The 15768-nt window shown below is 38.8% G+C and carries 13 protein-coding genes; 4 read left to right on the top strand and 9 right to left on the bottom strand.

Translation table 11 applies throughout. The features are described from left to right. From DV872_RS24390 to DV872_RS24420, 7 genes are all read right to left on the bottom strand, one after another. On the bottom strand, positions 1-198 hold a 198-nt coding region (locus tag DV872_RS24390; RefSeq protein ID WP_199563534.1), incomplete at its 3' end, for a hypothetical protein. Next, on the bottom strand, positions 198-1460 hold the full coding sequence (locus DV872_RS24395) for a DDE-type integrase/transposase/recombinase (RefSeq protein ID WP_114632587.1): 1263 nt from the start codon (positions 1458-1460) through the stop codon (positions 198-200). The genes DV872_RS24390 and DV872_RS24395, both read right to left, overlap by 1 nt. A 21-nt stretch (positions 1461-1481) precedes the next feature. Continuing rightward, entirely contained in the window at positions 1482-1964 is a 483-nt protein-coding gene (locus DV872_RS24400; RefSeq protein ID WP_114632588.1) for a hypothetical protein, read from the bottom strand. 306 nt (positions 1965-2270) lie between these two features. Next, positions 2271-3260, bottom strand: a complete 990-nt coding sequence (locus DV872_RS24405; RefSeq protein ID WP_199563535.1) for a uroporphyrinogen decarboxylase family protein — start codon at positions 3258-3260, stop codon at positions 2271-2273. 351 nt (positions 3261-3611) lie between these two features. Continuing rightward, complete coding sequence (locus tag DV872_RS24410) at positions 3612-5507, bottom strand: EAL domain-containing protein (RefSeq protein ID WP_114632589.1); 1896 nt, start codon at positions 5505-5507, stop codon at positions 3612-3614. Between the two features lie 331 nt (positions 5508-5838). Further along, positions 5839-7263, bottom strand: a complete 1425-nt coding sequence (locus DV872_RS24415) for a DUF3943 domain-containing protein (RefSeq protein ID WP_114632590.1) — start codon at positions 7261-7263, stop codon at positions 5839-5841. Further along, a complete protein-coding gene (locus tag DV872_RS24420) occupies positions 7260-7946 on the bottom strand; it encodes a porin family protein (protein ID WP_114632591.1) in 687 nt (228 codons plus the stop codon). The genes DV872_RS24415 and DV872_RS24420 overlap by 4 nt, the downstream gene beginning before the upstream one ends. A gap of 372 nt (positions 7947-8318) precedes the next feature. Between DV872_RS24420 and DV872_RS24425 the strand changes: the two genes are divergently transcribed. Both DV872_RS24425 and DV872_RS24430 read left to right on the top strand, forming a co-directional pair. After that, positions 8319-9824, top strand: coding sequence for an NAD(P)/FAD-dependent oxidoreductase (locus DV872_RS24425; RefSeq protein WP_114632592.1), 1506 nt, complete (start codon positions 8319-8321; stop codon positions 9822-9824). A gap of 394 nt (positions 9825-10218) precedes the next feature. Beyond that, on the top strand, positions 10219-10515 hold the full coding sequence (locus DV872_RS24430) for a JAB domain-containing protein (protein WP_230391679.1): 297 nt from the start codon (positions 10219-10221) through the stop codon (positions 10513-10515). Positions 10516-10560: 45 nt separating this feature from the next. On the opposite strand, the gene DV872_RS24435 is transcribed toward DV872_RS24430, so the two are convergent. Both DV872_RS24435 and DV872_RS24440 read right to left on the bottom strand, forming a co-directional pair. After that, positions 10561-11460 (bottom strand): S9 family peptidase, encoded by a 900-nt coding sequence (locus tag DV872_RS24435; RefSeq protein WP_114632594.1) that lies wholly within the window; start codon positions 11458-11460, stop codon positions 10561-10563. Positions 11461-11586: 126 nt separating this feature from the next. Next, complete coding sequence (locus DV872_RS24440; RefSeq protein ID WP_114632598.1) at positions 11587-12828, bottom strand: RidA family protein; 1242 nt, start codon at positions 12826-12828, stop codon at positions 11587-11589. 270 nt (positions 12829-13098) lie between these two features. On the opposite strand from DV872_RS24440, the gene DV872_RS24445 reads away from it, so the two are divergent. Beyond that, the gene (locus DV872_RS24445; protein WP_114632595.1) at positions 13099-14349 is read left to right on the top strand and encodes a diaminopropionate ammonia-lyase; all 1251 of its coding nucleotides are present in this window, start codon (positions 13099-13101) and stop codon (positions 14347-14349) included. A gap of 244 nt (positions 14350-14593) precedes the next feature. Next, positions 14594-15637 carry a response regulator transcription factor gene (locus DV872_RS24450; protein ID WP_114632596.1) on the top strand — a complete coding sequence of 348 codons (1044 nt, stop codon included), beginning with the start codon at positions 14594-14596 and terminating at the stop codon, positions 15635-15637. Positions 15638-15768: the final 131 nt, after the last annotated feature.

Consider the following 15768-nt stretch of genomic DNA (forward strand, 5'->3'; position numbering starts at 1 on the left):
GCTAGAGATATAACGCAAAGAGGTCGACTTTCCTGATCCCACATCCCCAGTAATTACACTGATTGCCTTCTGGGCAATGGCAAAAAAAGTTCGTTGTTTAAGAGGAGCCAATGCCGGTAGAGGATAGAGATCTTTGATCGCGATATTCTGTGGGAATGGATCTTTCTTCAGGCCGTAGAAATGTCTTAGATTATCCATTAAAAACCTCCATTCGCATGTTCAAATAACTGCCCGCCACCAGTCTTTGGCTCTGATTCCCGTTTTACCCGGCTGTTAACTTCCTGATTCAATGGCTTAAGAAATCCTTTTGTTTTTTCATCCACAAAGACTTCTATCCTGTCGTAGTTTTCAAATCTTAAGACTACCTGCAAACCTACCAGACCGGTAGGAGCTTCAAAGAGCCTGCCGTCAAGTTTGACGGTTCTATCGTTATTAACCTTTCTGAGTTCTCTCTTCCGGAAATGTCGAGGAAGATTCTCCGGAGCTCCTCTTAAAAGACTGGCACTATCCAGGTAACGTCGAATCGGTTCCTGACCAGTGGTACCATGCTTTCTGTTATGATACCTCTCCAGATAATCATTGAAGTAATTATTTAATTCATTCAATGAAATCACTGTTGACAACTCCGGCAGGAATTGAGACCGAACCGTCCGGAAGAACCTTTCAATTTTTCCTTTTCCCTGTGGTCTGTATGGCCTGGCAAAGGTTAAACCAATCTCAAGGGATGCACATCCCAATTGTAGGCGGTGAGCACGGAAAGAAGGACCATTATCGACATAGAGCTTACGGGGTAATCCTCGCTTCTGGAGGGCTGTCCACAGACAATTCAGATAATTATCCAAATTCTCTGCCAAATAGAATTGCCCATGGGGTATCAGTCTGGAATGATCATCGATTATGGCAAACAGGTAAGTCTTTCTCTGCTTGCCCTCATGTAGAACAACAGGACCATGCATACAGTCGGACTGCCACAGATCATTGGTCATCTGAACCTCGAACTTTCTCATGTCCTCTTTCTTTCTGCCTGTTTCAACCTTATGCTTTTTCATCAACCGATATACTGTTGCCACCGAAACATCTTTTCCAGGTTTAAAAAGACCTTTTGATTGTGCAATTTCAACTAACCTGGGTACTGAGAGCTTTGGGTTCTCTTTTCTTAAGACAACCAATGCATCAATCGTTTCATCGTCTATACTGCGCACCCGTCCTCTATCCCCCCTGTCTTCGGGATAAAGGGCTTCAATCTTTTTCCCTCCTAACTCATAGCGGCGCTGCCAGTTTAAAATTGTGGCCTTGCTGATATAATTCCTATCCGAAAAGGGAATATCCCATTCCCTGCTTACAAGATCCCTCAGTATTCGTGATTTCTCACCCCAATAGTCTTTGACATTACATTCCACCAAAGGAAAAATAACCCCAAATCTGAATACTGCGACCTTCTCTTTCTTTTCCTGATCCATGAAGAACCTCCAGATGTTTTCTCATTTAAAATTAAATGCTGGGGGTTTTACTGTCACCGCAAAAGGCAGGTAGGGAGGATCTCCCGGCCAGGGTATTTCTTGATAATTAAGCCTGAATGTCACCTCTTTTTGATGAGGTTGGTTTGAGTCTAAATCGTGCCAGTTCTGAACTCTTGACTTCTGGAATAGAAAAGCTTTTAACCAGTATTGCTGGTTCTGTCGAGGCAGATCTTTCCGGTAGATTTCTCCTTTGATTTTATCTAGGACAGAGTTGCGGATGGCCTCCCATGGGTATTGAAATCCAGGGGGATAGCCTACTGGTCTGACTGTAAAAACTGTCCAACAATCATCACAGCGGTACCGTTTTATCCATAGTTTGGAGGCGAAACCGAAGAAGCAACGGAGTACGAAACCGTGTCCCCAGAGATGGGAACTACTACATTTTGGACAGGATATCGGTTTTTCCCAGGGAAAATCCTTTCCAAGGGCTTGAAGTTTTTCCAAACATATCCGAAAAAGAAGTAACAGTTAATTTCCTCCTTTCGGGGAGGGGTTGAGTTTTAAGGAGCAAACGTCTTTGGTTGGAGGTTGCTCCTTTTTTTATGTTCGGATTATGAGTAAATTGATTTAACTGATATGTGAAATGTTCTAACTCAGTAAGAGAAATTCATGGGCGGATTATTGAATATAATTTGCGAGATTACAGCACCAGAATCGATGCACTTTGCATTTGAACCCAGTGGCTTTATACCCGGGACTGGCAATTGATCAGGGATTGTTCTCAAACAGAACAATCCCGTTTCTCCAGCATTAAAGCGGAAGCAATTCCCTGGCGGCTTCCATAAAAGCCCCAAGATTCTCATCCGGAGTTTCCAGAGGCAGATCGCATCCTGAACTCAATACAAAATTCCTGTAGGGTTTCATCTTTTCAATCAATGCAGCCGTATCCGCTTTAACTGATTCAGGAGTCCCCTGCAGAAAAACCTTTACAGGATCAAGGTTTCCGATAAGAAGTACATCCCGGGGAATCTTATTAATGGAATCCTCCATATCGATCTGCCAGTCAAGGCTGAGAGCTGCTGCACCACTGGTTCCCATCTTCTCTATCAGGTGGGATGTATTGCCGCAGATATGGAGAATCAGAGGCTTATTCTCCACGTTGGTGAGGATCTCCCTGAAGGGAGCCAATGAGAATTCTTCAAACTGATCGGGAGATATCATCATAGCTGTAGGTTCCAGAACACAAACCATATCCGCCCCGGCTTCAAAAAGTTTCCTGGTATAATCAGAAATGACCTCAACGGCAACAGGTAGGAAGGCCTTAACCAGATCGGGATCCAGGATAGTATTCATTGTCAGCTCATTAACCCCCATCATCTCTCCTGCCAGGGTAAAGGGTCCGCTGACATAGGGGATAGTCAAACCATCATTATCTGCGACCATGTTTTTAACAACATCAGCAAAAAGATCCATCCTTCCACCATTTCCAGACCAGGCATTTTTTACGGCCTCAAGGTCTTCCATCGTATTGATATTATGTCCGGAAACAACGGGACTTTCGTTTTCTTCGATTCTAACAGGCAGTCCGATAGCTTCAGCTTCTACTGTAAGATCCATAAGCATACACATGCCATCGGGTTGAAACTTGTTCCTCAGAGCCCGCAGCGTTTTTAACTGTGTTTCCACATCCGTCAGATTCTCTTTCAGAGTTGTATTTGTCAGCTTTATACCGTTAACACCCATGAGGGGGAGAACCGGGACATGACCCAGTTCCATAATATAATCCACAATTGACGACATAATAATTCCACCTTATATTTCTACTTGTTGTATTGATGATAAAGGGTGGAAAGGTTTAAAGATGGCTGGTTCTTTTGAATTATTGTACTATTTTATCGCATTTAGGGGATAGATTTGGATTTCATATAGTAGTTTTCTGGTAATAATCAAATATTTACTACAAAAGACTTTATAAGAAATATATATATAAACAGCCACTTATTTTTACAACCCGGTGCTATTCTTTCAATAACAAGACTGAATACAGTTTCAAGAGAGAGATAACCTTATCACTCCCGATAGTTTAGAGGAAACTAAACTGTCATATCGCCTATCAATCCTTGACGTATACCGGCATTATGTCCATTTACTCTACCTGTCATTTATCATTAAAGCTTTAAATTTATCCATTTCCATCGGTTTGTGATAAAGGTAACCTTGAATGATGTCACAACCCAAATCTTGAAGGATATCTCTTTGATCTGTTGTTTCAACTCCCTCAGCTACTATCTCGATATTAAACGTATGAGCCATATCAATAAGAGCTTTAACAATACCATATGAATTATTCTCAAATTCTAAAGTAGATATAAATATTTTATCAATCTTGATTGTATCAACATTCAAGTCCTGTAGATAACTCATATTTGAAAAACCTGTGCCAAAGTCATCAAGGGCCAGGTGAATATTACTATCTTTTAATATACTTATGTTTTTAGTGAGGTTTTTATCCAGCTTCAAAAATACATCTTCTGTAATTTCAACTTCCAATATAAAAGGGGATATTTTTTGACTAAAATGTATTAAATATTTAATAAAAGAATCCACTTGTAGGGTTGAGGCATTAACATTTACTGCAAATGTTACTACTTTTTTAATTTTCGAATGTAAATCATCACAGAATCTGATTACTTCATTACTAATAGCTTCAGTAAAGTCCACCATGAGATTATTTTCTTCCAATAACGGAATAAACTCGATAGGTGAAATTTGCCCTAAAATAGGATGAGGCCATCTTGATAAAAACTCACCCCCATGGATTTTTCCATCATATAAACTTACCTTTGGTTGTATGAGTAATAAGAATTCAGACGTCTTAATCATATTATTAAGATCATTTTCCAGTAGGAACCCTCTCTCTGCAAGTTCATGGGTTTTATGGTCAAACCAATTTATAGACTGACTATTAGATGACTTAGAGGATAAACGTAAAGCTGTATTATGTAAGTTTGAGATAATTCGATTAGCACTTCTACCATCTTCAGGAGATTCCGTGGCAATAAGTTCATATTTTACTTCGATGAACTCTTTTTCTACTTTGAAAGAAACTGAAAAGACACTATTGATTAAGTGTATTATTTTTTCTATTTCATTTCTTTTATATTCATACTTTGGAATTAAACAAAAAAGGACTCCTGAAATATTATAGATATGGAAATCCTTCTCAAGATTACCCAATCTCAGACCAATTTCTTTTAATAAAAGATTACCAAAATTATATCCTTTTTTCTCTATTATCCTTTCAAATTTCATCAAATGTATTCCAAAAACTGTAATATTTTTTTCTTCTTTATGAGAATTGGTAAGAATATCAGCTAAATCTTTTATAAGCATAAATTGATTTTTCATTCCTGTCTGATCATCATATAATGTTTTCTGTACAACAATTCCATCAAGTTTATTTCTAATATTGGAATCAATTAATCCAGGAAAGATTATCATTATATAAAGAAAAAAAGATATAAATAATATAACAGGAATAGACTCTCTTTGATTTTCAGGAGCCATGAATATAAAATATATCCCAATTGAATAAAATAGAAATAATACAACCATATATAAAAATATTTTCAGCTTTAATTTCTTGACGAAATGATGAATCAATTGAATGGGAAAGACAGAAGATACTAAAATGCCTACCAAAGAGAGAATATTAAATTGTGAATACCCGAAAATGAAATTACTTAATATATTAGATATAGAAATAAAGACTAGTATATTTTCCAGTTTTTCTAGTTTTCTCTTCTTAACCGTAATTAAACTGATAAAAAGAATACAAATATATATTATTCTTATAGAAGTATGAATCTTCCAGTTAGGTGAACGAATTCCTTGAAATCCAGTAATACCAGAGACAAGTCCCAAGAATAAAATCGAAATATAAAGCAATACAAAAATAGAAACCATTTTTTTTCGAAGTAATATTATCTCTGAATCTTCAATGTTAAAATAATATTCGATACGGCTGTTGGCATCGTTTAGTTTCATAATTATTCCTTATCTTCAATTATTTAATTATTCACTACATTGTTCAATATATCCATAATATCTGTAATTAATTTTTCTTGTTCTTATGCAGCCTCGAAAAAAAGCGCTTCACTACGGCGTGTCTGTTTTAAATGACAGGGAAAAGTTAAAGATTCTTATCGGGAGCGGGCAGAAAAACAGTCCCTGAATCGATCTACAACCTACTCTTTCATAGGGCAGACTGTCAGCAGGAGTGCTTTATTACTCTTATATGAGATTCTTTATTTTCATCTAAGGGTCTGAATTAAGACTTTGCTCATTCATGGATACGATGGCCCTTATTCTGGAGACTTTAGAATCTGATTCCGGAAAAAAATTCGGCTCTCCACATAAGTTCATCCAGATCTACAAACTGTTTATAATAGCTTTCCTTATGATACAATGAGCCACCCAGACCGGCAAACCAGTTCTTGCCAAACATATACTTGCCTTTAAGGTCGGCAATACCGATGAGCTCTATACCACCGGAACCAGTCTCGGGAACTGATGCATCAATGATGTAAAGGTTATAAAAGCTATATTCAAGGTCAAGAAAGAGAGTCTCCTTTCTGGAAAAATGAAATCCCGCCTTTAAATTTGATCCACTGCTGAGGCTGTAATTTCTACGCTCATATTCGGGTGGATTATTCACAATATCATTATATTTCAGATAAACAAGATCACTGGCTCCCATGGCTACAAAATTGAGAAACAACCTGTTTTCCATGGTCCAATTTTTACCAAGGGAAGAGATGCGAATCCATCCAGGTCCGATAGAGTTGGCTCCCAGATTAATAATACGGTTATATATGAAGTCATAATGCAGATATAGTCCCAACTGATTCCTGACACCCTCTTTTTTACCATAGAGGGTCCGTCCATAAAGATGTCCCTCTGAAAAGAAATCTAGAAAGATTTCATCTCCCAGATCCAGACCGCCTCTGAATTTCATTGAGAACCAGTCATAGGGTACACTTTGCCTCGGTTTCAGAAAGGGAGAACCATAATTGAGGTGAAGATAATAGCTTAAGGAAAGACCCTGCTTCTCTAAAACAATATCAGGACGCGGCAGGAGACTCACACTAGCCTGGGAAACCCCTCCCCCGAGAAAGGAAAAACCACTGATATCTGAGGTCTCAGGAGGACGTCCTGGGAAGAGGGCATGATTCAGACTGGTGGTAGGACTGAGTAATGTTGCACCAATCCAACGGAACACATTGGGTTTCAGGATTTCCCCGTCTTCTCCATGGAGAATATTATCGGATAGTCGGAAAAACATTTCTCCAACCGAAATACCACCAAGGGTTGTTACAATAAAATCATTGATGGAGGGTGTTTCGGTCTCCATTAGAAGCTCCCAGCTGATGCTTCCCAGGGCTGTCAGAGAGGCTGAGACCCAGAAACCGTTACCCAAGGTTCTACCGGCGGAATAATACAAAGCTCCCTGATAGGGGTGGCCTAGATGATTTACAATAAATTCATCCTGATCCCATACCCAGGGATTTGTCAAATTGGTCCGCATGGAATCAATAGTGATCATCCCATAATCCGACTGGCTGATGTAACGGTTAAATCCCCAGAGAGCTGTATTGGCAATTTGAGTTTCAACCAGGCCTATACCATAGAGAAAGAAAGGTGAATAATCATCAAAAACGATTTCATCCCTATCTTCTGCATAAATGGAGAGAGGGAGACAGAATGAACTGAGGATAAGGAGAATATAGATAATACCCTTCATTTATCCTCTCCCCCGGTACGGAACTTAAGTCCCGTAGCAATGGATATTACATTCTGATAATTATTGCCTATATCACGGATAGAATTAGTAAACTCACGGGCATAGCGCAGTTCCATAAGAATATCCATCTTTCTAAGAGGAGCCTGCCATCCAAATGCAGTAAGGATGCCCAGACCTACAGGATAGTAAGCATCCCTTCCGTTATTTTCTTTATTAAAGACATGGTCATCCTGCACAAATTCTGCTTCTAATAGAAAAATGGACAGCTGAGGACCTGCCATAAAATAAAGGCTTCTATTTTTTTTGAGGGCTAAGCTGTATTTTATTAATACAGGGAGATCCAGATTGATCTCGGAAAAAAGATGAACTTCCCGTAGTCCATTTTCCACCATGACATATCCACCTCCAGCGGCAGAGAGTAAAAACTCAGACTCCAGAGAAAAGGCTGGGTGAAATCTGTACTCCATGGTGGGTCCCAGGGAAAAGCCCCAGATGGGATTGTTTATAACTTTATCAACTGATGCCTCCAGTCCAATCTCTTGAAGTTCTTCTTCAAAACCTGAACCGGTGTAGAATGGCATTGAAAATGCGCCGATCATTCCAAAATGAAATGCTTCGAGGGATGAAATCTCAGAGACCATGATCAACGCAGTGATCAAAATAAAGAGTTTCTTTTTAATCATTAATAATCCTATCTTTCAAATCAATTGAATTGTCATATCAGGGTTACAGATATTAGGACAGAATGGGATTAAGATTCAACAACAGATGGACCTTTAATTTTATGAGTACATAGCTCCGGAAATAATGATGATGCGAACCACCTAAAACATACTCTTTCTTGATGTTTCAGATTTCTTGAGGCTGTTTTGGATCTGCAATCTGATCCTAGGAAAGAATAAACATCCTTCAGACGACAAAAAAGAAATGTTGACATTATTTTGAAAAATGAGAAAGCTTAAACTAGTGAGGATTATAGAAACTCCTAAACTTTTAACGGTTATCATTATAACTTACACCTTAGCAGGAATATACTAAGTCTAAGAGGAAGAGATATGGAAAAATCTATCATTATCATCGGAGGGGGACTCTCCGGTCTGTCGGCGGGGTGTTATGGCCGGATGAACGGCTACCGCACTTCCATCTTCGAGATGCATAGTATCTCTGGAGGGGTAGCTACCGGCTGGAAACGCAAGGGTTACACCATTGATGGTGCAATGAATACAATGATGGGGACCAAACCGGGAACAGCATTTTATAAGTTCTGGGAAGAACTGGGGGCAACCCATGATTGGCAAATTGCTAATCATGATCATTATATACTTCTTGAAGATGAAAACAGGAAGTTTCTTTCCATATATTCCGATATCGATTATCTCGAGCAGCACATGATAGAATTCGCCCCGGAGGATAAAACTGTCATAAGAGAGTTTTGTCAGACAGCCCGTAATTTTAAAGGGATAAAACTCCCGGTTCATAAACCGCAGACACATTTCGGTATACTTGACTACATTAAAATGCTTAAACTGATGCCGTATATGCGAATCATGCAGAAGTGGAGTAAAATTTCAACAGTAGATTATAACAAACGTTTTAAAAATACTTTCCTGCGTAAGAACTTCGGTATTCGTCCCGAAGCAGAATATTTTGAAATGCCTGCGTTAAATTTAGCGATGGAACTTGCCTGGCTAAACCAAAAAGACGGAGGCTATGTCATCGGTGGTGCCCTGGCGTTGTCCAGTAGTATTGAGAGACGATACCTCAAACTAGGTGGTGAACTGAACCTCAAAGTAAAAGTAGAGAAAATACTGGTAGAAAATGATAAAGCCGTTGGCATAAAACTGACGGACGGTACGGAACACCGGGCTGACACCATTATCTCTGCCGCTGATGGCCATTCCACCATATTTGATATGCTGGATGGTAAATATGTCGATGATAAGATACGCGGTTACTATGATAATATGACATTGTATCCACCGCTTGTATATGTCGCCCTGGGAGTAGATCGGATATTTGATGATATACCCTCTTCGGTAGAAGGCCTCTTTTTCCCTATTGAGAAGCCTGTGATTATTGCTGGCAAAGAACATAAAACAGTAGGTGTTCAGATTTACAATTTTGATCCTACTCTTGCGCCGGAGGGAAAGACTTTAATCAGGGTCTATTTCACTACGGATTATGATTATTGGGAAAGGTTATACGAAGAGCATGATAAATATAATGCGGAGAAGAAACAGATTGCGGATACAGTTGTTGCAATTCTTGATAAACGTTTTCCGGGATTGGCTGCTCAAGTGGAGATGCGTGACGTGGCCACACCGATGACCTGGGTTCGCTATACCGCTAATTGGAGAGGCGCGTATGAAGGATGGATGATGACCCCCAGGACGTTCATGATGCAGATGGACAAGACTCTGCCCGGACTGGATAATTTCTATATGGCTGGGCAATGGGTTAATCCTGGAGGAAGCCTGCCGGTAGCTGCAATGTCTGGAAACCATACCATTCAGATTATCTGTAAAAGGGACAAAAAGAAATTTGTAACATCAACTCCATAATGCGTGCATAGTTTTTTGTTATACCCTTACTAAAAAATTCATATGTAAAAAGTAAATCAGATGGAAAATATTCTACATTAAGCGCTACCGATTATAAAAGATATTCCTCTTTCCATGATGATTTGTTGATCTAATGAAACTAAGATTTAAATATGTAAATACAACCGAATTACATCCACTGAAGCATGAGCGCAGCCTTGGAAAGCCTGACCGGCTACCGCCACACAGACACATCCCCCCCCAAAAAAAACTTTCAATCTGTCTCAATCACAAGCCCCTCCCCGCCCGTATATTATACGACAGGGAACTGTAAAAGATTCTTATAGGGTGCGGGCAGAAAAACAGAGCTGTGAATACCATTGCCGGGATGTGCTTAAACTGCTGGATTACAACAATGAGATGCCCGATCCAGAATACGAGAATCACTCACCCTGAATCAATCTACAACCTACTCTCTCATATGGCAGACCGCCGTCAGGAGTGTTTTTTCACCATAAGCCTCAATGGGGCTCATGAGCACATTAAAACCAGGCAGATGAGCCGGAGATTAGTAAATCGCACGATCGTGCACCCAAGAGAAGTATTTGCACCATCATCATTGTCGGAACAGTGCTTGAAATTTCTTCCCTATGGTAAAAAGCTGGGACAGTCTCTACGCGGATTTATTTACCTGGATTTTCCTATCAAATAATAGCTGCCGCAGATTCTATGCCTGCGACAGTTTACATGTATTATTTTATTTGAATGCTTTTACGAATGTTCCGATTGTTCCATCGAGGATTGCAGAGCGGATTTCGGGGCTGTCGCTGTAGAAGCTGTAGCTATGAGTATCTCCTGTAACATCAAGAGTCTCGCATCCTAATGCAGCGGCTGTTGCCTTGCTTACTGCAGGGGAAACAACAAAGTCATCCTCACCGTAGATTACAAGTGCTTCTCCTTTGTAATTGGCGGCCCTATCTAACGGGTTGTATGCGAGCAGATCTTCGAACCATTGGAGGCTAAGTTCCTGCTTCGCTCCGAATATCGTCGTGAAATCTGTATAACCGTCAGCTAAAGCTGTGGTATAAAACCCGTCCCATGCGTCCTGTCCTCCGAGAAAACCTACCATTGTATCTGCATCAACCGCAGGTGCAAGAAGAACCATTCCGTCAAAATCATGCATTCCGTCAGTTGCCATTGCTAGAGCAATCCGGCCACCCATACTGTAACCGAAGATTCCTATGCTGTTCTTGTCTATGGGATAATTAGCAACCAGGAATTCAATGGATAAATCTACATCATCGATCATATTGGAAAGAGTGTTGAGTTGGAAACTTTCAGTACTTTCTCCGCATCCGGCAAAATCAATTCTGACAGTTGCAATACCATGTTTACCCAGTTCTTCGGCGATATTTTTATACCCGCCGTTTTCATCCTTCGAACCGCCATGACCATGTGCCATGATGACCAGGGGAAACTTACCGTCAGTTGCAGGAATAATGACAGTTGCAGGAATAGTGGAATCCCTTGTAGGAATCATAACACTATGACTCTCAATCTTGTACTCAGCTATTTCTGATACATTTGTTGTTGTGCATCCCGTCAGTACTGTGAGCAGTACTCCAAATACTAATAAACTTTTAATAAAATAATTCATAACTCTCCCTCTAATTAGTTGTTAAATTGTCTGATGATAAGATCAATAAGTCAATTTGATTTTTTTATGATTAAGAATCTTATTTGAGTCTCGTACTGACGACAGGCGTCAGAATTTATAAACTTCTTAAGATGCTTCTGGAGCTGTACCCTCACAGTTAGAAACAACGGCATCAATTTGTACCAGAGCATCCATAGGGAGAACTGAAACGCCAATAATTGTTCTTGCAGGAAGATCGCTTTTGAAGAATGTTGTGTAAACTTCATTTACCGCATCAATATCTGCAATATTTTTAATGCAGATATTGATCTTAACTACATCGTCCATAACGTGGTCGACACTTTCTATAATTGCCTTGATATTTTTCAGGCATTGTCCAGCCTGCTCTTTTACACCACCAGCTACTATTTTACCGGTTTTCGGATCTATAGGGATTTGACCTGAAATATGATTGTAATGAGAAAATGCTACAGTGTGTGAGTATGGAACTTTTGGTGCATTTTCCGTATTGCCTGCTTCTTTAACCAGTAGACGAGTGTCTTCAGGAAGTTGTGGGGGTGTACCATCTCCGTGTGACACAACTGTATCAATTTGTACCAGTGCATCCATAGCTAAAGCCGAAACAATAACTGTTGTCCGTGCAGGAACATAGCTTGGGAAAAATTCTGCACAAACTTCGTTTACGGCTTCAATATCAGAGATGTTTTTAAGGAATATGGTTGTTTTAACTACATCGTCCAGAACGTGGTCGATACTTTCTAAAATTGCTTTAATGCTATTTAAGCACTGTCCAGCCTGCTCTTTTATGCCACCAGCTACCATTTTACCAGATTTAGGATCGATGGGGTTTTGAGATGAAATATTGTTGTAATGAGAGAAAGCTACAGATTGTGTAGATACAGAACTTTTTGGTGCATTTTCTGTGTCTCGTGCAATTTTTATGAGAGGGCAGGGATCTTGCGGAGCTGTACCTTCACCGTTTGAAATAACTGCTTCAATTTGTACCAAAGCATCATCCATAGGTAAAGCCGCAACTGCGACTGTCGTCCGTGTAGGAACATAGCCTGGAAAAAATTCTGTATAAACTTCGTCAACAGCATCAATATCTGAGATATTCTTAAGGAATATAGTGATTTTGACAACATCGTCCATAACGTGGTCGACACTTTCTACAATTGCCTTAATATTTGCTAAGCACTGCTTTGCCTGCACTTTTATATCAAGACCTACGATTTCCCCAGATTTTGGATCCACAGGGTTTTGAGCTGAAATATTATTATAATGAGAAAAAGCTACAGTTTGTGTAGAGAACAGACTTTTTGGTGCATTTCCGGTATTTCTTGAAACTTTTATTATATGGCTACTCATATTTATTTCTCCTTTTACTTGGTGAATGAGCAGGAAAAATCTGATTCCCGGCTCATGTCTAATGTTCCTGCCTATTAACATACACGAAATACCCGAAAACTGGTTACTTCTCTTTTGAAGGTATGACCTCTCCTCAATAAATTTCATCACAATCCAGATTTGCTATCAGGGAGGTGATTATATAAATAATCTCATTTTACAGCTTTAATTCTGGACTATTCGGGATCTTAGAATTATCATTTGCATGACAATAAGCTAAAGGATGTATTTATGAGCAAAACTAAGACAGATACAATCTGGATTTATAAAAAAAGAGACAATAAAGAAGTTGAATCAAGTAAAAAATTATTCCCCCTTGATGTAGCTCATGAAGCTAGAGAATTTCATATGCAGATTCCCGGCAATAAAATATCACCTTTAAAAAACCTGAACAATCTGGCTAGGATGTTCGGTGTAGGCGGAATATGGATTAAAGATGAATCAGAAAGACTGGAATTAAATTCATTTAAAGTTCTCGGCGGCTCATTTGCTCTCTATAAGTTTATTCAAAAAAAGCTGGGTCTTGAAGGACAAACACTGACTTATGATTTTCTGGTATCCAATGAAGTAAAAGAAAAGCTTGGAAAATTAACATTTTCTTCGGCAACCGATGGAAATCATGGTAGGGGGATAGCCTGGGCGGCAGGGAAACTCGGCCATAAATGTGTTATTTATGTACACTCTGAAACCTCTGAATCCCGAATACAGGCCATTCGGGATTATGGTGCCACTGTAAAAATCATTGATGGAAATTATGATGATGCTGTCAAACAAATAGTCATTGATTCTGAAAAGAATGGGTGGAATATAATTTCTGATACTTCATGGGATGGATATACAACTGTGCCATCTTGGATTATGCAGGGATATACGACAATATATCTGGAAATACAGGAACAATTCAGTGCTCAGGGAATTATAAAACCTACTCATATTTTCATACAGGCAGGTGTTGGTGCTCTGGCAGCATCTATAATTGGTTTTTATCATAGCCTATTTGGTAAGGATGCCCCGATTAGTGTTGTTGTCGAACCCGAGAATGCAGCTTGTCTTTATGAATCAATAAAAATGAATGACGGACAGCCGCATACTGTTACAGGTTCCTTAAACACAATCATGGCTGGCCTGGCATGTGGAGAACCCAGCCCTATAGCTTGGAGTATTTTAAAAGATACAGCAGATGCATTTGTAGTCTGTCCCGATTATGTGGCTGCCAAGGGTATGAGAATTTATGCTACACCCCTTAAGGGTGATTCTTTTATTGTATCAGGGGAATCAGGTGCTGTAACTTTAGGAGCTTTAGTAGGGATTCTTTCACAAGAAGGGCTTCAGGAATTGAAAACTCTCTTAAAACTTGATAATAAATCACAAATCTTACTTATAAATACAGAAGGTAATACGGATCCGGTACAATTCAAACAGATCATCTGGGAGGGTTCTAATCCAGTTCCAAAAGAATTCTGGACATCAGATAGGAAATAAAATCATACACCTTTCTGACAATTAATTATGGCTAAAAGAGAATTCAGAATCCACTCAATCATATCATGCAAATAAATAATGAAATGAAAAGGTATTTCCCGATTGTTCTCATATCGATTATCCTTTAATTAGTCTTTTTATTGAACAACTGATAGCGATTAAATGTCCATAGAACTGAAGTTCTATGGACATTTATAAAAATGACTTCATTGATAAAAGAATAAGAGTTTAGTAATATAAGATTATGCTCCTTAGAGATGACCAGACGATAAATACACAAAAACTTATTTCTTCTCTTTATAGTAACATCCTGAATTCTACATTACTAATGGAATTGTCTCCTTTAATATGTAAGATTGTAGACAGTCACTACTTTGCCTTGATATTGTTTCCAGGAGAGTACATTCCAGAACCAATCTACATATCAAATAATCCAGATGATTTTAATTCAATCTACCAGGAGATTCAGGATAAGGATTTTATGCTTCATGCTATGATGGAGAATATCCAACCAGTACATTTTAATCATCTTGTTAGAAAAGATATTCCATATAAAAGAGAATTTTTAACAGATCTAAATAAAGCCAGACCTGTATCAGATTGCTGTTATATACCGATAAAACTAGATGGCAGACTTTCGGGATTCATTGGAATTGCAAGAGAGGGATTAAAAAACCTACATTATAATAATAATGAGCTTGAAATCATAAAATATATTGGCTTCTTCATATCTGAAGGAGTGGAAAGAAGTCTAATCCTACCCGAATTACAAGAGAATACTGCTTACCTTAACAAAAAAGGTGAGGTTCTAAAAATTGGCGATAGATTAAAAGATATTTTCATTGAGTTATTTGGTATAAAATGGGATCAACCTCTTTGGTCTGAGACTGAATTCAGTGCCCAGTTTACAAAATCATGGAGTAGTTTTTTATCACCTATAAAGTCACCTGGCGATGGTTCATTATTTATAGATACTGAAAGTAAACAATATAATCTTGAATACTGCTATTACACAGTTCCATTTCTGAAGAATATCATTAATGATGAACCCTATATTAAAATTACTCTTAAGAAATCAAATTTGGTATTTACTTCTAGAAACCCTGATTATAACTTCACCCCAAGAGAAGAAGAAATTATTGATTGTATTTACAGAGGGCTTACAAACAATGAAATCTCACAAAAGTTGAGAATATCAGTAGCTACGACGAAAAAGCATCTTTGGAATGTATATAATAAGGTTGGTGTTGATAGTCGGACATCTCTTCTTTTTTCATTATCCCATTAACTATTGGAAAATCCGGTTTAATCCTGCCACCCATTCCGGATTAAACTTGCCGGGTAATCCGGATTTATCCTGCCACCCCATTCCGGTTTAAACCTGCCACTTTTGGCAGCAAGTCCGGAATCAAATATTGT

It is taken from the genome of Oceanispirochaeta sp. M1 (assembly GCF_003346715.1).
In the GTDB taxonomy this organism is placed as follows: domain Bacteria; phylum Spirochaetota; class Spirochaetia; order DSM-2461; family DSM-2461; genus Oceanispirochaeta.